Origin of the sequence: Enterobacter sp. 200527-13 (assembly GCF_027924865.1) — a bacterium.
GTDB lineage: Bacteria > Pseudomonadota > Gammaproteobacteria > Enterobacterales > Enterobacteriaceae > Enterobacter > Enterobacter ludwigii.
Map to the genome: position 1 here is coordinate 222226 of NZ_BSCM01000003.1, position 23932 is coordinate 246157.

Annotated in this window: 24 protein-coding genes; 12 read left to right on the forward strand and 12 right to left on the reverse strand. The window is 54.9% G+C overall.

Features of this window, described 5'->3' with window-relative positions:
- Positions 1–50 precede the first annotated feature (50 nt).
- From QMG44_RS13120 to QMG44_RS13160, 9 genes are all read left to right on the forward strand, one after another.
- Positions 51–695, forward strand: a complete 645-nt coding sequence (locus tag QMG44_RS13120; RefSeq protein WP_020885273.1) for a YtjB family periplasmic protein — start codon at positions 51–53, stop codon at positions 693–695.
- 39 nt (positions 696–734) lie between these two features.
- Complete coding sequence (lplA, locus tag QMG44_RS13125) at positions 735–1751, forward strand: lipoate--protein ligase LplA (protein ID WP_086533227.1); 1017 nt, start codon at positions 735–737, stop codon at positions 1749–1751.
- A gap of 408 nt (positions 1752–2159) precedes the next feature.
- Positions 2160–2852, forward strand: a complete 693-nt coding sequence (locus QMG44_RS13130) for a DUF1120 domain-containing protein (protein WP_020885274.1) — start codon at positions 2160–2162, stop codon at positions 2850–2852.
- 271 nt (positions 2853–3123) lie between these two features.
- The gene (locus tag QMG44_RS13135; RefSeq protein WP_086533226.1) at positions 3124–3834 is read left to right on the forward strand and encodes a DUF1120 domain-containing protein; all 711 of its coding nucleotides are present in this window, start codon (positions 3124–3126) and stop codon (positions 3832–3834) included.
- A gap of 252 nt (positions 3835–4086) precedes the next feature.
- Positions 4087–4803, forward strand: a complete 717-nt coding sequence (locus tag QMG44_RS13140) for a DUF1120 domain-containing protein (RefSeq protein ID WP_014168534.1) — start codon at positions 4087–4089, stop codon at positions 4801–4803.
- Between the two features lie 71 nt (positions 4804–4874).
- Positions 4875–5579 carry a fimbria/pilus chaperone family protein gene (locus QMG44_RS13145; protein WP_044867940.1) on the forward strand — a complete coding sequence of 235 codons (705 nt, stop codon included), beginning with the start codon at positions 4875–4877 and terminating at the stop codon, positions 5577–5579.
- A gap of 15 nt (positions 5580–5594) precedes the next feature.
- Positions 5595–8009: a fimbrial biogenesis usher protein gene (locus tag QMG44_RS13150; RefSeq protein ID WP_281853100.1), complete on the forward strand. Its 2415-nt coding sequence runs from the start codon at positions 5595–5597 to the stop codon at positions 8007–8009.
- Positions 8006–8575 carry a hypothetical protein gene (locus QMG44_RS13155; protein WP_223398459.1) on the forward strand — a complete coding sequence of 190 codons (570 nt, stop codon included), beginning with the start codon at positions 8006–8008 and terminating at the stop codon, positions 8573–8575. The genes QMG44_RS13150 and QMG44_RS13155 overlap by 4 nt, the downstream gene beginning before the upstream one ends.
- A 117-nt stretch (positions 8576–8692) precedes the next feature.
- Positions 8693–9394, forward strand: coding sequence for a DUF1120 domain-containing protein (locus QMG44_RS13160; protein WP_086533223.1), 702 nt, complete (start codon positions 8693–8695; stop codon positions 9392–9394).
- A 46-nt stretch (positions 9395–9440) separates the two neighbouring features.
- Here the strand turns inward: QMG44_RS13160 and deoD are convergent, their stop codons facing one another.
- The 4 genes from deoD to deoC form a co-directional block, all read right to left on the reverse strand.
- Positions 9441–10163: a purine-nucleoside phosphorylase gene (deoD, locus tag QMG44_RS13165; protein ID WP_013095492.1), complete on the reverse strand. Its 723-nt coding sequence runs from the start codon at positions 10161–10163 to the stop codon at positions 9441–9443.
- A 104-nt stretch (positions 10164–10267) separates the two neighbouring features.
- Positions 10268–11491, reverse strand: coding sequence for a phosphopentomutase (deoB, locus tag QMG44_RS13170; RefSeq protein ID WP_020885280.1), 1224 nt, complete (start codon positions 11489–11491; stop codon positions 10268–10270).
- A gap of 53 nt (positions 11492–11544) precedes the next feature.
- On the reverse strand, positions 11545–12867 hold the full coding sequence (gene deoA, locus QMG44_RS13175; protein WP_014168528.1) for a thymidine phosphorylase: 1323 nt from the start codon (positions 12865–12867) through the stop codon (positions 11545–11547).
- Positions 12868–12923: 56 nt separating this feature from the next.
- Positions 12924–13703 carry a deoxyribose-phosphate aldolase gene (gene deoC, locus QMG44_RS13180; RefSeq protein ID WP_020885282.1) on the reverse strand — a complete coding sequence of 260 codons (780 nt, stop codon included), beginning with the start codon at positions 13701–13703 and terminating at the stop codon, positions 12924–12926.
- A gap of 261 nt (positions 13704–13964) precedes the next feature.
- Here deoC and QMG44_RS13185 point away from each other — a divergent pair, with 261 nt between their 5' ends.
- Positions 13965–15512, forward strand: coding sequence for a YjjI family glycine radical enzyme (locus QMG44_RS13185; protein ID WP_086533222.1), 1548 nt, complete (start codon positions 13965–13967; stop codon positions 15510–15512).
- On the forward strand, positions 15487–16347 hold the full coding sequence (locus tag QMG44_RS13190; protein ID WP_020885284.1) for a YjjW family glycine radical enzyme activase: 861 nt from the start codon (positions 15487–15489) through the stop codon (positions 16345–16347). The genes QMG44_RS13185 and QMG44_RS13190 overlap by 26 nt, the downstream gene beginning before the upstream one ends.
- On the opposite strand, the gene QMG44_RS13195 is transcribed toward QMG44_RS13190, so the two are convergent.
- The 8 genes from QMG44_RS13195 to QMG44_RS13230 all read right to left on the reverse strand — a co-directional run bounded on the left by QMG44_RS13195 (position 16342) and on the right by QMG44_RS13230 (position 22708).
- Positions 16342–17124 carry a TatD family hydrolase gene (locus QMG44_RS13195; RefSeq protein WP_047356946.1) on the reverse strand — a complete coding sequence of 261 codons (783 nt, stop codon included), beginning with the start codon at positions 17122–17124 and terminating at the stop codon, positions 16342–16344. The two genes, QMG44_RS13190 and QMG44_RS13195, sit on opposite strands and share 6 nt — an antisense overlap.
- The gene (locus QMG44_RS13200) at positions 17121–18173 is read right to left on the reverse strand and encodes a patatin family protein (RefSeq protein ID WP_020885286.1); all 1053 of its coding nucleotides are present in this window, start codon (positions 18171–18173) and stop codon (positions 17121–17123) included. The genes QMG44_RS13195 and QMG44_RS13200 overlap by 4 nt, the downstream gene beginning before the upstream one ends.
- 119 nt (positions 18174–18292) lie before the next feature.
- On the reverse strand, positions 18293–18454 hold the full coding sequence (locus tag QMG44_RS13205; protein WP_003856556.1) for a DUF1328 domain-containing protein: 162 nt from the start codon (positions 18452–18454) through the stop codon (positions 18293–18295).
- A gap of 129 nt (positions 18455–18583) precedes the next feature.
- Entirely contained in the window at positions 18584–19201 is a 618-nt protein-coding gene (gene osmY / locus QMG44_RS13210) for a molecular chaperone OsmY (protein ID WP_020885287.1), read from the reverse strand.
- A gap of 303 nt (positions 19202–19504) precedes the next feature.
- A complete protein-coding gene (gene prfC / locus QMG44_RS13215; protein ID WP_014168520.1) occupies positions 19505–21094 on the reverse strand; it encodes a peptide chain release factor 3 in 1590 nt (529 codons plus the stop codon).
- Positions 21095–21185: 91 nt separating this feature from the next.
- Complete coding sequence (yjjG, locus tag QMG44_RS13220) at positions 21186–21863, reverse strand: pyrimidine 5'-nucleotidase (RefSeq protein ID WP_086533221.1); 678 nt, start codon at positions 21861–21863, stop codon at positions 21186–21188.
- Positions 21864–21882: 19 nt separating this feature from the next.
- On the reverse strand, positions 21883–22326 hold the full coding sequence (rimI, locus tag QMG44_RS13225; protein WP_020885288.1) for a ribosomal protein S18-alanine N-acetyltransferase: 444 nt from the start codon (positions 22324–22326) through the stop codon (positions 21883–21885).
- Entirely contained in the window at positions 22295–22708 is a 414-nt protein-coding gene (locus QMG44_RS13230; RefSeq protein ID WP_014168517.1) for a DNA polymerase III subunit psi, read from the reverse strand. Before QMG44_RS13230 ends, rimI begins: the two co-directional genes overlap by 32 nt.
- 102 nt (positions 22709–22810) lie before the next feature.
- On the opposite strand from QMG44_RS13230, the gene rsmC reads away from it, so the two are divergent.
- Entirely contained in the window at positions 22811–23839 is a 1029-nt protein-coding gene (rsmC, locus tag QMG44_RS13235) for a 16S rRNA (guanine(1207)-N(2))-methyltransferase RsmC (RefSeq protein ID WP_014168516.1), read from the forward strand.
- Positions 23840–23932: the final 93 nt, after the last annotated feature.

Sequence of the window (23932 nt, forward strand, 5' to 3'; positions counted from 1 at the left end):
TAACCATCACTTCTGGCAACATTAAGCCGTAAATTTTCAGCAGGTGGAATATGGCTCGCGCAAAACTGAAATTCCGACTTCATCGTGCCGTGATTGTCCTGATATGTCTCGCACTCTTGGTCGCGCTGATGCAAGGAGCATCGTGGTTCAGCCAGAATCACCAGCGGCAACGTAACCCGCAGTTTGAGGAACTGGCGCGTACTCTGGCGCGTCAGGTCACGCTCAACATCGCCCCGGCGATGCGCACCGAAACGCCGGACGAGAAGCGCATAGGTCAGATATTACGCCAGTTAACCGAAAACAGCCGCATTCTTGATGCTGGTGTCTACGACGAACAGGGCGACTTGATCGCCCGTGCCGGTGAGCACGTTGACGTTCGTGACAGGCTGGCGCTGGACGGCAAAAAAGCCGGCGGCTATTTCAATCAGCAGATCGTCGAACCCGTGCAGGGGAAAAATGGTCCGCTCGGGTATTTGCGGCTGACGCTCGACACCCACACCCTGCCCACCGAAGCAAAACAGGTGGACAACACCACCAATATTTTGCGCCTGATGCTGCTGCTCTCGTTGGCCATCGGTGTGGTGCTGGCACGCACGCTGCTGCAGGGTAAACGCACCCGCTGGCAGCAATCGCCTTTCCTCCTGACCGCCAGTAAATCGGTGCCCGAAGAGGACGAGGGCGATAAGAAAGAATAGTGATAAAGTAGGCTTACGATTCGGAAAAGGAACTTTGCCATGACGACGTTACGCCTGCTTATCTCTGACTCTCACGATCCCTGGTTCAATCTCGCGGTAGAAGAGTGCATCTTCCGTCAGATGCCAGCCACTCAACGGGTGTTATTTTTATGGCGCAACGCCGATACGGTGGTGATTGGCCGTGCGCAGAATCCCTGGAAAGAGTGTAATACCCGGCGTATGGAAGAGGATAACGTCCGCCTGGCGCGACGCAGCAGCGGCGGCGGCGCGGTATTTCACGACCTCGGCAATACCTGCTTTACCTTTATGGCGGGCAAACCTGAATACGATAAAACCATTTCCACCGCGATTGTGCTTAACGCCCTGACATCGCTGGGCGTGACTGCCGAAGCGTCAGGCCGCAACGATCTGGTCGTCAAAACCCCCGACGGGGATCGCAAAGTCTCCGGCTCCGCCTACCGTGAAACCCTGGACCGGGGGTTCCATCACGGTACATTGTTGCTGAATGCCGACCTCAGCCGTCTTGCGAATTACCTTAATCCCGATAAGAAAAAACTGCAGGCCAAAGGTATCACCTCCGTGCGTGGCCGCGTCGCCAACCTGATCGAATTACTGCCGGGCATTACCCACGAACAGATCTGCGATGCCATCCGCGAAGCGTTTTTCGATCACTACGGCGAGCGGGTCGAAGCCGAAGTGATCTCCCCGGATAACACCCCTGATCTGCCAAACTTTGCGGAAACCTTTGCCCGTCAGAGCAGCTGGGAGTGGAACTTCGGTCAGGCGCCGGCCTTCTCGCACCTGCTGGACGAGCGCTTCACCTGGGGCGGCGTGGAGCTTCATTTTGACGTGGAAAAAGGCCACATTACCCGGGCGCAGGTCTTTACGGACAGCCTGAACCCTGCGCCGCTGGAGGCGCTGGCCAGCCGCTTACAGGGCTGCCTGTATCGGGCCGACACGGTGCAGCTGGCATGTGAGGCGTTACGTGGCGAGTTCCCCGATCAGGCAATCGAGCTGGGCGAGCTTTCTGCCTGGCTTTCGCAGGGCGTACGCTAAACCATGTTGCCCGGCGTGCTTCGCCGGGCGAGTAATGTGACCTGTTTACGCGATAACCTCTTATTCTTATTTTTTAAGCAGGCTTCAGGGATCCAGCCTGCCCCATCTCATTAAAAAATATTATATTATCGTCGGGAAGGGCATTGAATGCTTCCCGGCCTTACGAAAACCGCTAATAACTTTCAATAATAAATTGAACAATAAAAGCGGAAATATGCCCGTAAAATGCGTGAAAATATTCACACCATCTATGCTTTTATATTTTCATTACTGCCCGTTTAGAAATTCTAAATACACCATTTAGAGCAGCCACAATATACTACTGCCCGTGGTTACACCCATATATAAAACCTATTGATTACATTACTAGTCGACAGCTCTATAATTTCTCTTCGTTAAGGAACAACAATGAAAAAAATTCTTCTTGTCGCGGCCATCGCTGCGGCAACGTCCATGACCGCAGCCCATGCGGCTAACACCGCCGTCATGAAAGTGCAAGGCAAACTGACCAACGCGTCATGTACTCCTACAATGAGCAACGGCGGTGCAGTAGATTATGGCAAAATATCAATGGGCTCACTGAGCGCGACTGAGGATAACCAGCTCGGCCAGCGTGATATCACCATGACAATTACCTGTAATTCTGCGACCAAAGTCGGCTGGACAATGTACGACAACCGCAAAGACAGTCTGGCTGATGGCCATTATATTGAAGTCGATGATTCTGCCGTTGATGGCAGCTCGACATTCAGCCCTCAGTACACAAGCGGTTTAGGTTTTACCAAAGAGGGCCAGAAGATTGGCGGATGGGCAGTGTATACCAACCTGCCATATGTCACGGTAGACGGCGCACCTGCTGATGCGATTACCGCGGGAGGCACTAATCTGACTAAATGGAATAAAAATACGACGGGTCGTCTTGTTCTGGATGACTACGAAACCATGTCCGTCGCCAAACCGGGTGAACTCGTGCCGATGGCCTTTACCGAAGCCGTATTCCCAATGAAAGTCTCCATGGCAATCAGGAATACCAACAGACTGAGCATTACCGAAGATACCGAACTGGATGGTCAGGCGACCATTACGCTGAAATACCTCTAATTAAATTATCGCTCAGGCGATAACGTATCTCTGACGGCGAATTTAATTCGCCGTTTTTTATTCCTTTATTCATACTGCATCCATCATATTATTCGCAAGACGTAAATACATACATGATTGTATTTACAGCCCTTAATTAAACTCACAACCGAGAGTAGAATTTCTCATTTCACAAATAACTCTGACCATTAATAGAATTCCCGCGCTTGTGAATCAATACGTTAATTACACGCACACAAGAAAATGTCCACTTTTTGGTTAAGGAATAACAGTGAAAAAACTTCTTCTCGCCACTCTGATTGCCGTGGCTTCTCACGCTGCGCTCGCCGACTCTACCGTTGTGATGAAGGTGAAAGGCAAAATGAATAATGCGTCCTGTACGCCTGAATTAAGCAATGGCGGTTCAATCGATTTTGGCACCATCGCCCTGGATCAACTTTCTCCTACCCAGACGAATCAGATGGGTCAAAAGGACATGTCGTTAACCATTACCTGCCCTTCAGCGACCAAAGTGGCCTGGAGCATCGCGGACAATAAAGAAGATACCAATGCGGCAAATGACCTGACGTCCAGCCAGTTCTACATCCGCGATGCGACGGATAACGGAGGTGATGCCTGGGGCGCTGGCACCACCTATGGCGTTGGCACCACGGCGGCGGGCGAAAAGATTGGGGCGTATGCCATCGCAACGCGCGTGAATGAAGTTACCGCCAATGGTCTTCCGGCTCAGGCCATTTATGCCCCGGCGTACGTCAACAGCAATGGCGAATACATGTGGCGTAACCTGAGTACCGGTATTATTGCCAACGGTAACGCAGAAATTATGACGGCGACCACCCCAGGCAAATCTTCTCCGCTGGCGATTACCAACGTCGTCTTCCCGTTTAAAGTCTCGATGGCCATTGTGAATACCGATCGCCTGACCACGACTGATGAAGCTCAACTGAGCGGCGAAACCACCATTACGCTGGTTTATCTCTGATACGTTAAGGTCATGTTTTCTTTTCTCCGGCGGAGATATTCCGCCCTTTTAAAGCAGAATATAAATCCATTCATATCTGATTGTAATGACTTAATAAAATCTCAATGTGCTCGTTAGAAAATCTAATTATTGCATTCTGTGAATCATTAATAGAATCAGCGGCGCTTGTTATTTAACACGTGTATTCATGCAAGCACTTTGCGGACTAAAAATATCTTTTTTAGTCACTCTCTTTCAGGTTAAGGAATAACAATGAAAAAGCTTCTTCTTGCCACCGTGCTATCCATGGCGGCAACAGCCGTTTGCGCAGAACCGACCGCCATGCTCAAAGTACAGGGCTCACTGACCAGCGCAGGCTGCGTGCCGGAAATCAGCAACGGGGGTCTGGCCAACTTCGGTGAAATCGGTCTGGACTCCCTCTCCTCCAGCGTGCCATATCAGGCAGGTCATAAAGATGTCACCCTGACCATCAAGTGCCAGTCCGCCACACGCGTGGGCTGGACGCTTCACGACGATCGCGCGGACTCCAACGCCGGTGCCAGCCTGCCAGCCAACCAGTTCCACGTGGATAACGCTACCGCAAACGGTGGCCAGGCATCTGGCTCCAGCCAACTGAACGGCGTAGGTAAAACCAGCGCCGGCGAGAACATCGGTGCGTATGCCATTTCTACCTACCTGACCTCCGTTACCGCAGACGGCGCGGCGGTACAGCCTATCGCGGCTACCCTCTATACCGGCGGCACGATCAGCAGCAGAAGCTGGATGAACATGTGGACCAGCGGCATCCTCTCCAACGATGGCACCGACGTCATGACCGTTTCCAAAAGCGGCCAGCGTGCACCTTTAGCCTTCATGAGCGCGGCATTCCCGCTGAAGATTGCGCTGGCCGTAGCCCCAAGCGACAAGCTGACCCTGACCGACAAAACCGAGCTTGAAGGCCAGTCAACGATCACCCTGGTTTACCTCTAATCCAGCCCCCTGACGCAAAACTCTCCAGTTACATGGGGAGTTTTTTTCCTGACCAGCGAATGAAACCCACTATGTCTACGATCCACACATCAACACGTTTGATCTGCTCACTGTGCCTCGCCCTTCCGGCTTCGCTTTTTGCCGCCGGAATGGTGCCTGAAACCACCCTGCTGCTGATTGACGAAGCGAACCACGGCGGCGTCATGAGCGTGAAAAACACCGACAGCATTCCCACCCTGCTTTATACCTCCATCCGGGATATCGGGGGCGACCAGGGGGTAAAACTCAACGTCACCCAGCCGGTGGTGCGCCTCGAGCCAGGCCAGGAGCAACAGGTTCGCTTTATTCTTGAAACCGACAAACCGCTTAGCGTTGAACAGTACAAACGCGTGGTGTTCGAAGGTATTCCGCCCAAGAGCACGGATAAAAACGTGAAGGTCGGGATCAACCTGCGTCAGGATTTACCGGTCCTGATCCATCCCAAAGATCTGCCGGTGGTCACCGACGCCTGGAAATTACTGACCTGGTCAGTCACCGGGAAAGAGGTCAAGGTGCAGAATCCGTCCGCCTACGTGGTCCGTTTCTCCACCTCTGTCACCTTACTGCCTTCGCATACGGAAGGTCTGGTCAACAAGACGTTTATCCTGCCGGGAGAGACCATGACGGTGCAGACCGACACCCCGGTTAACGGCACCGATAACGCCATTGAGTTCAATCCGGCCAGCCGCTACGGGATTGAAGTTGAGAGCTTTACCGCTTCCCTGACGCGCCAGTAAGACAGGGATGTTTTGGTGATTGAGTTCTCTTTGCGTAATCAGACGCTTCGCGCCGCCATACTGGGGGCTTTGACATTGCCCGCCCAGTCGGTATCGGCGGCCGGTATGGATTTTAATACCGATATTCTGGCGACCCGCGGTATCAGCACCAACCTCGCCCACTACTTCTCCCAGGCCCAGCGATACCTGCCGGGGCCGCATGCCGTGCAGGTAAAAATTAACGGCGTCGATAAAGGCACGCTTGCGATCCGCGTGGGAGAGGAAGGGCAACTGTGTCTGGATGATGACTTTACCCGTGCGGCAGGTCTTCTTCCGCTGAATATCGATGCAAAAGAGCCCTGCCATAATCTTCTGCAAGATTACCCGACGGCCACCGTCACGCTGCTGCCCAACGCGGAGTCGCTTGAGATTTATGTTCCCGCAGAGGCGATGGACAATGGTTTTTATGCCGCGAAATACTACGCGCACGGCGGTGCGGCGGGTCTTATCAATTACAGTGCGTTCAGCAACTACAACGAGTACGGCAGCGGCGGAAACAGTACCTTTTCCCAGGGCAATATTGGCGCCGGTCTCAACGTGGCGAACTGGACGCTGCGCAGCAACTTTATCCTGACCGACGATAACGGAACCCGCAGCACAGAGAATCTCTATACCTACGCGGAACACGTCTTCGAAGAACGGAAACTTCGCATTCAGGCGGGGCAGATTAACGTCAACTCGGCGCTGTTCAGTGGCGCACAAATTAATGGCGTACAGTTCATGCCGGAAACGGGCCTGCAACCGAATATTCCGGCGACGACCATTTCCGGCATCGCCCGCACCAACCAGGCGCGCGTTGACGTTCGTCAGTCCGGGCAGGTTATCTACTCTTCGCTGGTGAATGCCGGTCCGTTTACTCTGACCGATGTCCCGGTGGTGCGTGGCAACGTGGATTTGGACATCAGCGTGGTCGAAACCGACGGTTCCACCACGACGTTTACGGTTCCTTCCTCCTCACTGAACGTGAGCGGGATGACGCGCACCGAAGGGCTCAGCGTCTCGTTGGGTAAAGTTCGCGATACCGGGGATGAACAGGGGTCGCCCTGGGTATTTAATTTTTCTGACGGAACCCGGTTTACGCCCCAGCTCACCGGCGTCACGGCGGGCGTGCTGGCAGAGCAGTATCAGGCCCTCGGGGCGATGCTGGAATGGTCGCCAGCCGAGTACTGGCTGCTCTCTCCCAGCGTTCAGATGAGCCGCGCGCAGTTCTACGGTCAACAAAATGGCCGCAAAATAGAATTGCAAAGTCACCTTTCCCTGCCCGAGCAACTCACGCTTGGGGTCAGCGCATCAACCTACAGCACCGGCTACCGGGAGTTAAACGAGGCGATGGACGCTGAATCCCAGCGCTATCAAAGCGCCTGGAATACCAGCCTCAACTGGAACAACGCGTGGGTTGGCTCGCTTTCATTCCAGTACAGCGAGAATGCCGGGGATGAAGAGAGCAGTAGCTCCCGCTACCTGATGGTCTCCTGGGGCAAGAGTCTGGGGCACACGTCGCTCTCAGTGAACTGGCAGCACGCCCTCAGCAGCAGTGAGACGGAGCAGGGCGGCACAAGTGATGGCGACCTGCTCTATCTTAATCTGGTCATTCCGTTTGGTACTGAGCGCATCAGTACCTATATGCGCAGCCAGGGTGAAAAACAAAACCTCGGTATTCAGGACAGCGGATCGTGGGGTCAGAACACCAATTACAACCTCTCGGTCGATCGCGATAATCAGGACAAGACCCAGTCGTTTAACGGCAATGTCAGCACCAACCTGCACTACGCACCGCTGGGCATGGCCGCAGGGCTGAATGACGGGAACCAGCATAATTACAGCACCTCCCTCAGCGGCGGCATCGCCCTGCATGGTCATGGCATTACGTTTGCACCCTACCCGATTAAAGACACCTTTGGCATTGCGCGATTAAGCGAGCCGGAAAGCGGTATTCAAATCACCACGCCCGATGGAACCGTCTGGACCGATGCGTGGGGACAAGCCGTGGTGCCGGGTCTGCGCGAGTGGCAAACCTCTCAGATTGTCATTGATGCCAGCTCCCTGCCACAGGGAATGGATTTATCGAACGGGATACAGACCGTTTCTGCAGCTTACGGCTCATTCGCGCAGGTGGATTTCCACGTGCTGAACACGCGTCGTCTAATGCTGAGCGTGAAACGCCCTGACGGGTCATGGCTCGCCAGAGGGCTTAGCGTGGTGGATAAAGACAGCCGTTATATCGTGAGCGTAATGGATAACGGCAGCGTGTTTATTCCCGACGCCACGGATGCGCCCGCCCTGTATGTGGTGGACGACAACATGGCAAAAATTTGCCACATCACGTATTCGCTCAGCGAAGACAAAAATACCGAGTCCTATTACGAAAAAGCAGAAGGAATGTGCCAGTGAAAACCTGTTATTCCCTTTTATTCGCGGCGTTTGCCAGCATGATTTTGCTCTTCTCCGCACGCGCGTCCAGTGAAGAGTGTCAGGTTACGTTTTCGCAGCCTGTTGTCTCGTTTGGAAAACTCAAACCGTCGGATATCGCCGCCTCGCAGAAGAACTGGAACCGGATGCCGGCCAAAGAAATTACGGCCAACGTCTTCTGCCCGGAGCCGAGAGTGATGGCCTTGTTTCTGCAGTCCACTGCCGGCGTCAACGGGGGGGTTCTCTTTGGTCAGGACGGGCGACTGGCCATTATTGCCGACAATATGGTGGTTGACGGGCATGCCTGCACGCTGGCGAAAACGACGGACCGTATCGGTTTTACGCCCTCCTCCAGCCCGACGCAACGCGCGTTTATCAAAAATAATGAAGGTCTCGTTGCCCGGCAAAATGCCGTGCCGGTGCGGGGTAAACACATGAGCTTCACCCTTAAGATTGTTCCCGTCATTAATAACAGCCAGCTTCGTCATGTTGCTGACAATACCCTTCTTGAGAGCAATATGGCCTGGGAATTATTAACACAGGAATAACCCCATTCACGCGTCAGGTACCTGCCTGCGTGAAGCGTAGAAAAGCACTACCGTTACCAATACTGAGGGGTTAATACCCCGCAATGTCATGCTTTTTATTTATGTTAAGGATTAACAATGAAAAAATGTTTACTCGTTGTCGCGCTGGCCCTGGCGGCCACATCCGCACACGCGGGCGATACCGCCGTGCTGAAAGTCAAAGCCTCGCTTGCCGGTGCCTCGTGTGTACCGGAGCTGAGCAATAATGGCGTGATCGATTTTGGCAGGATTCATATTGGCGATTTGTCGCAAACCCAGGCTACGCAGCTGGGCGAAAAAGGGGTGATGCTGACGATCAACTGCCCAACGCCAACAAAGGTGGGCTGGAGCATTGCGGATAACCGTACCGATTCCAACGCCAGCACGGGCAGCAGTAACCTGAAGGTGAAAAACGCCAATGCTAACGGCGGTGAGCTTCGCGGTGCGATGAACACCTTTGGGCTGGGCAAAACGCACGATGGTAAAAACATCGGCGCGTACTCCATCTACACCACGCCAGGCGATGTGACGGCGAACGGCAATAACGCTGAGCCTATCCGTACGGCCGTGACCGCGGGAGCGGGCGTGAGCCGCTGGCAGAAAGCCAACGGTGGTACCATCGTCAATAAAGATTTGGGTCTGATGAGCGTTGCACCGGCGGGCAAAAACGACCCAATGGCGGTCACCAGCGTCTCTTTCCCGCTGAACGTGTCGCTGGCGGTCGAGAATCTGAAGAATCTGTCTTTAACGGAAGATACGGAGTTTGACGGTCAGGCGACCATCAGCGTGGTGTATTTGTAACCGGGAAGAGCATGCCGGGCAGCGGACGCCGCCCGGCAGTACAACATTACTCTTTGTCGCCCAGCAGAACGGATTCCAGCGCGATTTTGATCATGTCGTTGAAGGTGGTCTGACGCTCAGCAGCGGTCGTCTGCTCGTGCGTACGGATATGGTCAGACACGGTGCAGATGGTCAGTGCTTTCGCGCCAAACTCAGCCGCGACACCGTAGATCCCTGCCGCTTCCATTTCCACACCCAGGATGCCGTACTTTTCCATCACGTCGAACATCTCGCCGCCGTCTGGTGCATAGAACAGGTCAGCAGAGAACAGGTTACCCACGCGTGCGTCTACGCCCAGCGCTTTTGCGGCATCAACCGCGTTACGCACCATGCCGAAGTCAGCGATGGCGGCAAAGTCATGGTCTTTGAAACGCATACGGTTAACTTTAGAGTCCGTGCACGCGCCCATGCCGATAACCACATCACGCAGCTTAACGTCCATACGTACTGCACCGCAGGAGCCTACGCGAATGATTTTCTTCACGCCGAAATCGGTGATCAGCTCTTTGGTGTAGATGGAGCAGGATGGGATACCCATACCGTGACCCATCACGGAGATTTTGCGGCCTTTGTACGTACCGGTGAAGCCCAGCATGCCGCGAACGTTGTTCACTTCACGCACGTCTTCGAGGAAAGTTTCTGCAATGTGCTTCGCGCGCAGCGGGTCGCCCGGCATCAATACGACGTCAGCGAAATCACCCATTTCGGCATTAATGTGAGGAGTTGCCATCTTCAGTTCCTTTTATCGTGTTTTTGCCGGGTGGCGGCGGCGCCTGCCCGGCCTGCATGGTGTTCTCCCTCTCCCGGAGGGAGAGGGGATACGCCCGGATGTGTTTAGAACATGGCCTTGCCATATTCCATGTCGGACGTACCAAAGTATTTCGCAATAGTCTGACCGATATCGGCGAAGGTTTCACGGTGGCCCAGTGAGCCAGGTTTCACTTTTGGGCCGTACACCAGCACAGGAATGTGCTCGCGCGTGTGGTCGGTACCGGTCCAGGTTGGGTCGCAGCCGTGGTCGGCGGTCAGGATCAGAATGTCATCTTCACCCACCAGCTCCATCAGCTCCGGCAAACGGCGGTCAAACAGTTCCAGTCCCGCGGCATAACCGGCCACGTCACGACGGTGGCCCCAGGAGGAGTCGAAGTCCACGAAGTTGGTGAAGACGATAGTCTTGTCACCCGCTTCTTTCATCTCTTTGATGGTGGCGTCAAACAGCGCATCCAGACCGGTGGCTTTCACTTTTTTGGTGATACCGCAGTTGGCATAGATGTCTGCAATTTTCCCCACGGACACCACGTGGCCGTCTTTCTCGTCAACCAGCTTCTGCAGTACGGTCGGTGCCGGTGGCTCAACGGCCAGGTCATGACGGTTACCGGTACGCTGGAAGTTACCCGCTTTATCACCGATAAACGGACGAGCAATCACGCGACCGATGTTATAGCCGCCTTCGGTCAGCTCTTCACGTGCGATTTCGCACAGCTCGTAAAGCTTATCCAGGCCAAAGGTCTCTTCGTGGCAGGCAATCTGGAACACGGAGTCGGCAGAGGTGTAGAAAATCGGCTTGCCGGTTTTCATGTGCTCTTCACCGAGTTCGTCCAGAATCACGGTACCGGAAGAGTGGCAGTTACCGAGGTAGCCCGGCAGATTGGCACGCTTGACCAGCTTGTCCAGCAGCTCCTGCGGGAAGCTGTTCTCGTGATCGGAGAAGTAACCCCAGTCGAAGAGAACCGGCACGCCGGCGATTTCCCAGTGGCCAGACGGGGTATCTTTACCGGAAGAGAGCTCGTGCGCCCAGGCGTACGCGCCTACCACTTCCGCATTGCCGTCCATACCGGCTGCAATTTTACCGGTAGAACCTTCATGGGCTTTCACCAGACCCAGACGGGTCAGGTTTGGCAGAGTCAGAGGGCCTTTACGACCGTTGTCCGCTTCGCCTTTCGCACAGGCTTCAGCGATGTGACCCATGGTATCGGAACCCACGTCACCAAAACGTTCTGCATCTTCGGTTGCGCCGATGCCGAATGAGTCCAGCACCATAATAAATGCACGTTTCATAATTGTTCTCCGTACGTAGTGCTTCAAAAATTATTGATCAGATCAGTATACCGCTATTCGGTGATACGGCGATAGACAGTCGGTGTGCTTTGCGGTGCTTTATCATCAAGCGTAATGGCCGCTTTCACCGCCTTCGCCGCTTCCTGCCAGCTGGCTTCATCTTTCGCGTGGATCACGGCCAGCGGACGTTGACCATCGACGCTGTCACCCAGACGCGCCATATCGGTAAAGCCGACGCTGTAATCAATGGTGTCCGAGGCCTGACGACGACCGCCGCCCATCGACACGACCGCCATGCCGAGCGCGCGCGTATCCATCGCCGAGACAAAGCCTTCGGTATCGGCGTAGACCGCTTTGCTGAGCGTCGCCGTTGGCAGGTATTTCGCGTAGTGTTCCACGAAGTCGGTCGGGCCTTTCTGCGCTGCTACCATGCGGCCGAAGATCTCTGCCGCTTTGCCGTTATCCAGCACCGCCTGAAGTTTGGCGCGTGCGTCGGCATCATCGCTGGCGAGCTTGCCGGAGATCAGCATCTCCACGCACAGGGCCATGGTGACATCGAGCAGACGCGGGTTCCGGTATTCACCGGTGAGGAACTGCACGGCTTCACGCACTTCCACGGCGTTGCCTGCGCTGGACGCCAGCACCTGGTTCATGTCCGTCAGCAGGGCGGTAGTACGCACGCCCGCACCGTTGGAGACGCCCACAATGGCTTCTGCCAGCGCCGCGGAAAGCTCATAGGTCGGCATAAAGGCGCCGCTGCCCACTTTCACATCCATGACCAGCGCATCCAGGCCTTCCGCCAGTTTCTTGGCGAGGATAGAGGCGGTAATCAGGGGAATAGAGTCAACGGTCGCGGTGATATCGCGGGTCGCGTAGAAGCGCTTGTCGGCAGGAGCAAGAGAGCTGGTCTGGCCGATAATCGCCACACCAACGTCTTTAATAATGTCGCGGAAGCGATGGTCATCCGGGAAGATATCGAAGCCCGGGATGGCTTCCAGTTTGTCGAGCGTACCGCCGGTATGTCCCAGGCCACGCCCGGAGATCATGGGGATATAACCACCACAGGCCGCCACCATTGGGCCCAGCATCAATGACGTCACGTCACCAACACCGCCGGTTGAGTGTTTATCCACAATCGGGCCGTTGAGGTTCAGGCTTTTCCAGTCCAGAACGGTTCCTGAATCTCGCATCGCCATGGTCAGCGATACACGCTCAGGCATCGACATATCGTGGAAGAAAATGGTCATCGCCAGAGCAGCAATCTGCCCTTCAGAGATGGTGTTATCACGAATGCCATTGATAAAGAAGCGGATCTCTTCGTCGCTTAATGCATGACCATCACGTTTTTTACGAATAATTTCTTGTGCGAGAAACACGGTAACCCCCGAGAAAACAGGTTAAATGCGGCGGATGGCCCGCCGCAGGATAAAAATCAGTAGCTGCTTGCGCTCTTACCGTCGCCGTGACCCAGCGCTTTCAGCAGGCTCGCCAGCAGGCTGGATGCACCAAAGCGATAGTGACGGGAATCCGCCCACGCCGGGCCAAACAGTTCGTCGGCAATCGCCAGGAACTGCTGCGCATCTTCTGCCGTGCGCACGCCGCCCGCAGGTTTGAAGCCTACGGTTTTTTCCACGCCCATATCACGGATCACTTCCATCATGATGCGCGCGCTTTCCGGCGTTGCGTTCACCGGCACTTTACCGGTAGAGGTTTTGATGAAATCCGCACCCGCGTTGATGGAGATTTCAGACGCTTTACGGATCAGCGCTTCTTCTTTCAGCTCACCGGTTTCGATGATCACTTTCAGCAGCACGTTTGCCGCAGCACAAGCGTCTTTACACGCTTTCACCAGGTCAAAACCAACCTGCTCGTTACCGGCGATCAGCGCACGGTACGGGAATACCACGTCCACTTCGTCAGCACCGTACGCGATGGCCGCGCGAGTTTCAGCCAGCGCAATCTCGATGTCGTCATTGCCGTGCGGGAAGTTAGTCACGGTTGCAATGCGTACATCCGGCGTGCCCTGCTCTTTCAGCGTCTTACGGGCAATGGGGATAAAGCGCGGGTAGATACAGACGGCTGCAGTGTTCCCGACGGGCGTTTTCGCCTGATGGCACAGGGCGATGACTTTCTCATTGGTGTCGTCATCATTCAGAGTGGTCAGGTCCATCAGTTTCAACGCGCGCAGGCTGCTTGCAGTTAAATCGGTCATAACATTCTCCAACGGCATCGCCGTATAAATTTTACCTTGCGGTCTGTGACTATTCTAACATCCAGCCGCACTTACACTTCGACATTCATCACAGTTAATGAAAACTGCGTACAAATTTGCATTATTGTAATGAGATGAACTTCAAATTTTACTGCTGTCGCTGCTGATTAAAGCAGCGATACCCGGTGTGGGATCAAAAGTCCCTCCGGGATGACTTCCTACAATTCGGTCATCATCCGCAGAACCATAAAGGAAGCGAATATGTCCCACGCCAGCCCTCACGCACTGCAACAACGTTGCCTGAAAATTGTGACAAGCCCGGTATTGACCCCCGAGCAAAAACGTCATTTTCTGGCGCTGGAGGCGGAGAACAATCTTCCCTACCCCGCGCTGCCTCAGGCCGCTCGCACCGCGCTGGAAGAGGGATTTATCTGCGACATGTTCGAAGGCCATGCGCCTTATAAACCGCGCTATGTTCTGCCTGATTACGCCAGATTCCTCGCCAACGGCTCGGCATGGCTGGAACTGGAAGGGGCAAAGGATCTGGATGACGCGCTCTCACTGCTGACCATCCTGTACCACCATGTTCCTTCTGTCACATCGATGCCGGTCTTCCTCGGTCCTCTTGATGCATTACTGCAACCGTATGTTAGGATTCTAACACAAGAAGAAATCGATAGCCGAATAAAACGTTTCTGGCGCTATCTCGACAGAACGCTTCCGGATGCGTTTATGCATGCCAATATTGGCCCGGCGGACACGCCCGTTACCCGCGCGATTTTACGCGCTGATGCAGAGCTGAAGCAGGTCGCACCGAATCTGACCTTTATTTATGATCCCGATATCACGCCAGATTCGCTGCTGCTCAGGGTGGCCGAAAATCTCTGTGAATGCAGCAAACCCCATATTTCTAACGGCCCAGTGAATGATAAAATTTTCACAAAAGGCCGTTATGGCATCGTGAGTTGTTACAACTCCCTGCCGCTGGCAGGCGGCGGCAGCACGCTGGTGCGCCTGAACCTGAAGGCCATTGCCGAACATAGCGACTCGCCCGAAGACTTTTTTACCCGTACGTTGCCCCACTACTGCCAGCAGCAACTGGCCGTCATCAATGCCCGCTGCGAGTTCCTGTATCAAAAATCCGGCTTCTTTGAGAATAGCTTCCTCGTCAAAGAGGGGCTGATTGATCCCGACCGCTTTGTGCCGATGTTCGGCATGTACGGCCTGGCCGAAGCGGTGAACGTGCTGTGCGAGAAAGCGGGGTCACCGGGCCGTTACGGTAAAGACGAACAGGCCAACGCGCTGGGATATCGCATCAGCGAGCAGCTCGCGGCGTTTGTTGAAAGCACACCGGTGAAATACGGCTGGAAACAGCGTGCGATGCTGCATGCCCAGTCCGGAATAAGCTCTGATATCGGTACGACGCCGGGCGCGCGGTTGCCTTACGGGGAGGAGCCGGACCCGATTAGCCACCTGCTGAGCGTGGCGCCACACCACAAGCACTATCACGCCGGGATTAGCGACATCCTGACGCTGGACGAGACGGTCAAACGCAACCCGCAGGCTGTGGTGCAACTGTGTCTGGGTGCGTTCAACGCGGGAATGCGGGAGTTCACCGCCAACGTGGCCGGTAACGATCTGGTACGCGTGACCGGATATATGGTGCGGTTGTCCGACCTGGAGAAATACCGTGAAACAGGGTCACGCACTAACACCACCTGGCTTGGAGAAGAAGCCGCCCGACACACCCGCATCCTGGAGCGCCAGCCACGCGTGATAAGCCATGAACAGCAGATGCGCTTTAGTTAGTCAGGTGATCCCCTTCTCCTGCGTGGACGGGCCGGGCAGCCGCCTGGCTCTGTTTCTCCAGGGCTGCAACCTGCGCTGCAAAACCTGCCACAATCCGTGGACCATCGGACGATGCAACGACTGCGGCGACTGCGTACCCCACTGTCCGCACGATGCACTGAATATACAGGCCGGGCGGGTCTGGTGGCAGGAGAGTCAGTGTCAGCAGTGTGATACCTGCCTGCAGTTGTGCCAGCAGCAGGCAACGCCAATGGCGCACCGTTTTAGCGTCGACGAGATCCTCACTCAGCTCTCTAAATCCGCACCCTTTATTGAAGGCATTACCGTGAGCGGCGGTGAAGCGACAACGCAGCTACCGTTCCTGGTGGCGCTCTTCACGGCGATCAAAGCCGATCCCGCCCTGCAACACCTGACGTGCCTGGTGGACAGCAACGGTCTGTTAGGGGAAACCGGCTGGCAAAAACTGCTGCCGGTATTCGACGGGGCAATGGTGGATTTGAAGGCCTGGGGGAACGAACACCATCGCTTCCTGACCGGACGCGAAAATCCGCAGATTAAGCACAGTATCCGCTGGCTGGCACACCACCAGCGGCTGGCGGAACTGCGATTACTGGTGATCCCGGAGCAGTGTGATTATCTGGAGCATCTCAAAGCACTGACGGCGTTTATCCACGCGTTGGGCAATGTCCCGGTACGCATTAACGCCTTTCATGCTCACGGCGTTTACGGTGAAGCGGCGTCCTGGCGCAGCGCCACGCCCGAAGATATTGAGCCGCTGGCGCGGGCGCTGGAACAACAGCAAATCGTGGTGATCCGACCGGCGCTTTATCTATAACGTAATACCAAATACCGCGCGGGTATTCTCCAGCAGGGCATGCGCAATCACTTCTTCCGGCTCCTCGCGCAGCTCACAGAGCGTGTCAAAGACCCGAGCGGCCTGCTCCGGGCGATTTGGCTGCCCCTGAAAACCGTTGAGCGGCATATCCGGCGCGTCGGTTTCCAGTAATAATGCTTCGAGCGGCAGCTGCGCCATCACATCGCGGGTTTTACTGGCGCGTGGATAGGTGATGGTACCCCCGACGCCAATTTTATAGCCCAGCGCAATAAAGCGCTGCGCCTGCTGCAGGCTCCCTGAAAAGCCGTGCACAACGCCCCTTCGCGGAAGATCGATACGCTTCAGATGCATTGCCAGTTTGTCATGGGTTCGGCGGGAGTGAAGGATCACCGGCAGATCGTGGCGCTTCGCCAGCCGCAGCTGCGCATCAAGGATCGTCTGCTGGCGCGCAAACTGCGGATCGTCGCGATAGAGATCGAGGCCGATCTCACCGATGGCGACAAGTTTGTCGCCAGCCGTCTGCACAATGGCGTCCAGCGCGTCGATATGCTCATCAAGATGGTGTTCAATCACAATGGGATGCAGGCCGAGCGCGGCGTACAGCGCCTGGTGCCGCCTTGAGAGATCCAGTACCCGCTCAAAGTATGCCGCTTCAACCGCCGGCACAATTATCGCCTCTACGCCGGCTTGTGCAGCTCGCGTGATGCTTTGCTCTTCATCCCCCGTAAACGGTGGAAAATCAAAATGACAGTGGGTATCGATAAACCGGTACGTCACGCCAGATCCTCATTATCTAACAATGCGTCATTCGCCTGCGGAGCATCCACCAGCGGCATCGCCAGCGCATCATTCGCCACCACCGCCGGTGGGGTAATAATGGCTTTATGACGATGTATAGGCGGTTGTTCAGCCAGCAGTTTGCCTATTGTCGCCAGGAAGTAACGCCCGCACAGACGCCCCGTTTTATAATCGGTACGCAGCGCAGGAACGCGGCTGCCCAGCGCCATGCTGACCAGCGGTTTAGGCGGGTAAATTTCAAATATACGCAGCTTACCCGGCGGTTTTTCAATAAAGCGCTGCATAGCGCCGTAGGTCGTTTCATGCTGCTTCGCGATGTTGACCAGGTGTTGCAGGCTGCTGTCGCCTAACCAGCGCTCCATGCGTTTAAACCATTGCGGGGTATAGTACATTTGCGACGGTACGGTGCGGATCACCACAATGGTGTTTGCCCCGCGTCGCGCAGCTTCCTGTACCGGCACCGCGTCACTGATGCCGCCGTCCAGATAGCTGATGCCGTCCAGCAGCGCGCCGGAACGATAGAAACCGGGAATGGCGCTGGAGGCGCGAATGATATCCAGCCAGTTCTCTTTTTGAGGAGAGAAATAGCCCGGCGTGTAGTCATCACCACGGCTGGCGCACATCCAGAACTCTTTTCCGCTGTCGAACAGGCGCGCCGCCGTATCCATTGCCAGCGGCATCTGGCTTGAGGTCGAATCCAGTAGCCAGTCGAGGTCAATCAGGTTCCCGCCGCGCACAAAGCGCACCGGGTTGAAAAATTCTTTCGCCGTGGTGTAGCGCATGATCACTTTTCGCGCGTAGCCGGGCTGGTTACAGACATAAGCAGAGAGGTTTTGCGCCCCGGCAGAGGTCCCGAAGTACAGGTCAAACGGGTTGAATTGCGCGCGCATAAACTCGTCCAGCACACCGGCCGTAAAAATGCCGCGCTGTCCGCCACCTTCACACACCAGCGCAAGCGGGCCTGCGCGAAACGGCTTTAACGCCAGCGGCGCAATATTGCCGAGCGTAACGGGAATTCGTTGCCCCACCTCTGCTTTCCTGTTTTCATTTTTCTGTTATGACACAGTAGCGCACCCGACCAGCGACTGAAACAAGAAAAAGCCAGTCACGAGGACTGGCTTTTTTTGTTGAAGGAATATTGCGTTTGCTACGGACGTCGACGACCCGTAAACAGGCTGACCAGGAACAGAATAATACCCACGACGAAGACAATTTTTGCTGCCCATGCCGCTGTACCTGCCAGACCACCAAAGCCCAATGCGGCGGCAATTAACGCGATAACCAGAAATATAATGCCCCAACGAAACATAAGCTTCTCCTTTACCATAGTTAATGTCGGCCGCTAAATGTGAGCGCGCTCAGGTCACTCACCGGCGATTTTCCAGAGTCATTTTTATTTCGCCCGCTGACGTTAGCCAGACGGGCGAATGGTGCAGATTTACTTCGTTTTCAGATCGTTTTTAACGCTTTTAACACCATCGATCGCTTTCGCGATGGACTCGGCGCGCTCACTTTGCGCCTGAGAATCGACCGTACCGGAAAGCTGAACCACGCCATCGGTGGTTTCCACTTTCACTTTACGAGATGGCACGATGTCATCTGCTAAAAGTTTAGCTTTGATTTCGCTGGTGGTGGCTGCATCTCCGGCATACCCTTTCACCGACGCGTTTTTGCTGTCCCGAACGTGCAGTTTGTCGCTCACGGACGCTACACCTTCAACACCCTTCGCCACTTTTACCGCCTGTTCGGCCTGGGCCTGGCTTTCTACAAAACCACTCAGGGTGACAACTTTCTTGTCAGTTTTAACGGAAATATCGGTGCTCTTGATAGCTTCATCATCCACCAGTGCGGCTTTCACTTTTGCTGTGATTGAGCTGTCATCCATGAAATTACCGACTTTATTCATAGAGCTATCGATTTTTTGCCCTGCGGTATCGGCGGTGGACTGCGCTTTATCCATAGTGCTGGTTTCAGCCAGAGCAGAACCACTTACCAGGATGCTACCCAGTGTCACAGCCAGCAGAGTTTTAGAAATCTTCAGTCTTGTCATATTCATCGATGTATTCCTGTGTATACCCGTCATTCGGGCGACATACTTCCCTAATTGCTAGTTTTATATATTGCGAATGAACACACGGGCAAAATGGAGAACCCAAAGTCATGCATTGAACAGTTAATTCATCCACGCCCGGTGTTAAACACTGAGTTAAATATAGATCACTCTCACAGTGCCGCTTTCAGATTTGGGTAAAAAACGAACAAAAGACGCGAAATAATGTTGAATTAAGAACATTCCGCAAGAGATTAATAAGACAGGAAATAAAGAAGAGCACGGCGATTGCCGTGCTCTGAGAGGGGATCAGTGTTCGCGCGTTTTGCGGAACTGGACATCAGGATAACGTTCCTGAGTCAGGTTCAGGTTGACCATGGTTGGGGCGATATACGTCAGGTTATCACCGCCATCCAGCGCCAGCTGCACTTCGTTCTTACGTTTAAATTCTTCGAATTTCTTCACGTCAGAACACTCTACCCAGCGCGCGGTCGCCACGTTAACCGATTCATAGATCGCTTCCACGTTGTACTCGCTCTTCAGACGCGCAACGACCACGTCGAACTGCAGCACACCGACAGCGCCTACGATCAGATCGTTGTTAGCGATTGGGCGGAACACCTGGACAGCGCCCTCTTCGGAAAGCTGAACCAGCCCTTTCAGCAGCTGTTTCTGCTTCAGCGGATCGCGCAGGCGAATACGACGGAACAGTTCCGGTGCGAAGTTCGGAATACCGGTGAACTTCATCATTTCACCCTGGGTGAAGGTATCGCCGATCTGAATCGTACCGTGGTTGTGCAGACCGATGATGTCGCCCGGATAGGCCTCTTCAACGTGCGAACGGTCGCCCGCCATAAAGGTCAGGGCGTCGGAGATCACCACATCTTTACCGATACGTACCTGACGCAGCTTCATGCCCTTTTCATACTTACCGGACACCACGCGCATAAAGGCGACGCGGTCACGGTGTTTCGGGTCCATGTTGGCCTGAATTTTAAAGACGAAACCGGTGAACTTCTCTTCTTTCGCTTCCACTTCACGGGTGTCAGTTTTACGTGACATCGGTTGTGGCGCCCACTCCACCAGGCCATCAAGCATATGGTCAACGCCGAAGTTACCCAGCGCGGTACCAAAGAAGACCGGGGTGATTTCACCGCTCAGGAACAGCTCTCTGTCGAATTCGTGAGATGCGCCTTGAACCAGCTCCAGCTCGTCACGCAGCTGCGCGGCCAGCTCTTCACCCACAGCCGCATCCAGCTCCGGGTTATCCAGACCTTTTACGATACGGACTTCCTGAATGGTATGGCCTTTGCCGGTCTGGTAAAGATAGGTTTCGTCTTTATAAAGGTGATAGACACCCTTGAACAGCTTGCCGCAGCCAATGGGCCAGGTGATAGGCGCACAGGCAATTTTCAGCTCGTTTTCCACTTCATCCATCAGCTCCATCGGGTCGCGGATGTCACGGTCGAGTTTGTTCATAAAGGTGAGGATCGGTGTATCGCGCAGACGGGTAACTTCCATCAGCTTACGGGTACGATCTTCTACCCCTTTCGCGGCGTCGATGACCATCAGACAGCAGTCCACCGCCGTCAGCGTACGGTAGGTATCTTCCGAGAAGTCTTCGTGCCCTGGGGTATCCAGCAGGTTGACCAGGCAATCATGATACGGGAACTGCATCACGGAGGTGGTAATGGAAATACCACGCTGCTTTTCCATCTCCATCCAGTCAGATTTTGCATGCTGGTTGGAACCACGGCCTTTTACGGTACCCGCAGTCTGAATCGCCTGTCCGAACAGTAACACCTTCTCGGTGATGGTCGTTTTACCGGCATCCGGGTGAGAGATAATGGCAAAAGTACGGCGCCTGGCCACCTCTTGCAGATAAGGAGACAACGTCATAATGAAATCTTCTATATAAGCGCGGCGTCAGGCCGCGCATCATGGGATACGAAAAATGCGGCTATTTTACCCATCAATGGGGGGCAGGCAATCATTGTTTACACAGGAGCTGCTCCAGTTCGTTCAATGACGTGACGGTCCAGGTCGGCTGGATACCTTCTGGCAACGTGCGACCGTGTGCATTCAGCCAGACGGTCGACAGGCCGGCGTTCATCCCGCCACGAATATCCGACTCCGCGGTGTCCCCGACCATCAGCACACGTTCACGATCGGGATTGCCCGCTTGTTCCAGCGCATAATCAAAAATACGCGGATGCGGCTTAGGTACGCCCACCTCTTCAGAGATCACCAGCGCGTCAAAATGATCGCGCAGGCCCGTACGCTCAAGGCGGATCTGCTGCAGGGCGGTAAAACCGTTGGTAATAATGCCCAGCTTCGCCTTGCCCTTCAGGGCGTCCAGCAGGGAAACCGCGCCCGGCAACGGCGCACAGATATCCGCCATGGCATTAAGGAAGGCATCGTTAAGCGCACCCGGGCTAACGTTTAACCGCTCGGCCCAGACATCAAAGCGCTGGTGCTGCAGCTGTAACGCGGTGATGGCACCGTTCTGGTAATCCACCCACAGCGGTTTGTTTACCGCCTGATAGTCCTGAAAGTCTTCAGCGGTGAAGGTAACGCTATAATCGAGAAACATCCGCTGTAGGCCGCCAAACGAGTCAAACGTAAACAGCGTTTCGTCGGCATCAAAGAAAATCCAGTCCCATTTCATCGTTACAACCTTATTTTAGTTATCCAAGCGGCAGAGCCATTATGATGGCGTCTTCACGTCCCTCTGCGGTGGGGTAGTAGTTACGGCGGATAGTCGCCTCGTTAAAGCCTAAGCTTTCATAGAGTGCGATGGCGGCGACATTCGACGCGCGCACCTCCAGCCACAGGGTGAAAACGTCACGGGTTTCGAGCTCGCGAATGAGATGCTCAAGCAGTTCTCTTCCCAGCCCCCGGCGCTGATACGCGGGATCAACCGCGATATTAAACAGCGTCGCTTCGTCCAGAACGACCTGCGTGATGGCAAAAGCGGCCATCGTGCCGTCGACGTCCAGACGGTAATTCAGATACCGCTCGCCCTGATTGCTGGCGAGGGTTTTTTCGCTCCATGGAAAAGCATGGGCGCGCGTTTCAATCGCGTACGCCGCGGTCAGGTCAGGCGTCGTGAGGGAAGAAATCGTGTTCATATTCGCAGATTTGTTGCCATAGCGCGCTGCGCGCTTTTGGGTTGGCTTTCAGTTCGTCCAGCGCTGGCGAGCAGATCTGGCTCCCTTCCAGGGAGACCTCATCGATGTCTCCCATACGCCAGCTGTTGCAGCGGCTGTCGGATGGCAGCATGGTGACCCTGTCTGGCGTAAGCTGTAAAACCTGTTCAGTGGTCAGCTTCAGGCTACGAAGGACATCACCAATAAGGGGTTCATTCAGGGCAGGCAGTTCCTCCGCCACCATCACCAGCCGGACGTGCGCAGGGATGGAGATGGCGATTTCGCCCTGCAACGCCGTCGGGCGACGCAAGGCCCACTGGGTGATGCCCAGTTGCTGCAACTGCCAGTCTCGTCGGGATGTCATAGGGAAAACTCCTGTCTCTCAGGCGCGCAAATATAGCAAATGTGTCGAAACTGCGCCATCTACCTACTATAATCCCCGCCTGAGTTAATTGAGGAACAATTCATGTCTGCATTTACCCCGGCAAGTGAAGTCTTGCTGCGTCACAGTGATGATTTCGAAGAAAGCCGTATTCTGTTTGCCGGAGATATGCAGGATGACCTGCCCGCACGTTTCGACTGTGCTGAAAGCCGTGCCCACACCCAATACTACCACCACTGGCAGGTACTGAGCCGCCAGATGGACGACCGCGCGCGCTTTAGCCTGGTCGCTGAACAGAGCGACATCGCCGACTGCGACACGCTCATCTACTACTGGCCGAAGAACAAGCCAGAAGCCCAGTTCCAGCTGATGAACCTGCTTTCTCTGCTGCCCGTTGGCTGCGATATTTTCGTGGTCGGTGAGAACCGCAGTGGCGTTCGTAGCGCAGAACAGATGCTGGAAGGCTATGCGCAGCTGAATAAAATCGACAGCGCCCGTCGCTGTGGCCTGTATCACGGCCGTCTGGAAAAACAGGCGACCTTTGATGCTGAGAAATTCTGGGATGAGTATCAGCTTGACGGTCTGACCATTAAAACTCTGCCAGGCGTCTTCAGCCGCGACGGTCTGGACGTGGGCAGTCAGCTGCTGCTCTCCACCCTGACGCCGCATACGAAAGGCAAAGTGCTGGACGTCGGCTGTGGCGCGGGTGTACTGGCTACCGTACTGGCGAGCCATTCGCCAAAAGTGCGCTTAACCCTGTGCGATGTGAGCGCCCCGGCGGTTGAAGCAAGCCGCGCAACGCTTGCTGCAAACGGCCTGGAAGGCGACGTCTTTGCCAGCAACGTCTTCTCTGACGTGAATGGCCGTTTCGACATGATCATCTCCAACCCACCGTTCCACGATGGTATGGAAACCAGCCTTGAAGCGGCGCAAACGCTGATCCGTGGTGCAGTACGTCATCTGAACAGCGGGGGTGAACTGCGTATCGTGGCTAACGCCTTCTTGCCGTACCCGAAAGTGCTGGATGAAACCTTTGGCTTCCATGAAGTCATCGCCCAGACGGGTCGCTTTAAGGTTTACCGCACCGTGATGACGCGTCAGGCTAAGAAGTAATCCCCTTATCTGGCAGGCCGGATACGCGTAACCGCTATCCGGCAAAACCTGGCGCTACCATCGGCCATTTTTGCAGCAATCAAAACAGCGTGC

What these genes read in the sequence shown, in the direction of transcription:
- QMG44_RS13120 (WP_020885273.1), top strand. Translation starts at nt 51, where the DNA reads ATGGCTCGCGCAAAACTGAAATTCCGACTTCATCGTGCCGTGATTGTC.
- lplA (WP_086533227.1), top strand. Translation starts at nt 735, where the DNA reads ATGACGACGTTACGCCTGCTTATCTCTGACTCTCACGATCCCTGGTTC.
- QMG44_RS13130 (WP_020885274.1), top strand. Translation starts at nt 2,160, where the DNA reads ATGAAAAAAATTCTTCTTGTCGCGGCCATCGCTGCGGCAACGTCCATG.
- QMG44_RS13140 (WP_014168534.1), top strand. Translation starts at nt 4,087, where the DNA reads ATGAAAAAGCTTCTTCTTGCCACCGTGCTATCCATGGCGGCAACAGCC.
- QMG44_RS13145 (WP_044867940.1), top strand. Translation starts at nt 4,875, where the DNA reads ATGTCTACGATCCACACATCAACACGTTTGATCTGCTCACTGTGCCTC.
- QMG44_RS13160 (WP_086533223.1), top strand. Translation starts at nt 8,693, where the DNA reads ATGAAAAAATGTTTACTCGTTGTCGCGCTGGCCCTGGCGGCCACATCC.
- deoD (WP_013095492.1), bottom strand. Translation starts at nt 10,163, where the DNA reads ATGGCAACTCCTCACATTAATGCCGAAATGGGTGATTTCGCTGACGTC.
- deoB (WP_020885280.1), bottom strand. Translation starts at nt 11,491, where the DNA reads ATGAAACGTGCATTTATTATGGTGCTGGACTCATTCGGCATCGGCGCA.
- deoC (WP_020885282.1), bottom strand. Translation starts at nt 13,703, where the DNA reads ATGACCGATTTAACTGCAAGCAGCCTGCGCGCGTTGAAACTGATGGAC.
- QMG44_RS13185 (WP_086533222.1), top strand. Translation starts at nt 13,965, where the DNA reads ATGTCCCACGCCAGCCCTCACGCACTGCAACAACGTTGCCTGAAAATT.
- QMG44_RS13190 (WP_020885284.1), top strand. Translation starts at nt 15,487, where the DNA reads ATGAACAGCAGATGCGCTTTAGTTAGTCAGGTGATCCCCTTCTCCTGC.
- QMG44_RS13205 (WP_003856556.1), bottom strand. Translation starts at nt 18,454, where the DNA reads ATGTTTCGTTGGGGCATTATATTTCTGGTTATCGCGTTAATTGCCGCC.
- osmY (WP_020885287.1), bottom strand. Translation starts at nt 19,201, where the DNA reads ATGAATATGACAAGACTGAAGATTTCTAAAACTCTGCTGGCTGTGACA.
- prfC (WP_014168520.1), bottom strand. Translation starts at nt 21,094, where the DNA reads ATGACGTTGTCTCCTTATCTGCAAGAGGTGGCCAGGCGCCGTACTTTT.
- yjjG (WP_086533221.1), bottom strand. Translation starts at nt 21,863, where the DNA reads ATGAAATGGGACTGGATTTTCTTTGATGCCGACGAAACGCTGTTTACG.
- rimI (WP_020885288.1), bottom strand. Translation starts at nt 22,326, where the DNA reads ATGAACACGATTTCTTCCCTCACGACGCCTGACCTGACCGCGGCGTAC.
- QMG44_RS13230 (WP_014168517.1), bottom strand. Translation starts at nt 22,708, where the DNA reads ATGACATCCCGACGAGACTGGCAGTTGCAGCAACTGGGCATCACCCAG.
- rsmC (WP_014168516.1), top strand. Translation starts at nt 22,811, where the DNA reads ATGTCTGCATTTACCCCGGCAAGTGAAGTCTTGCTGCGTCACAGTGAT.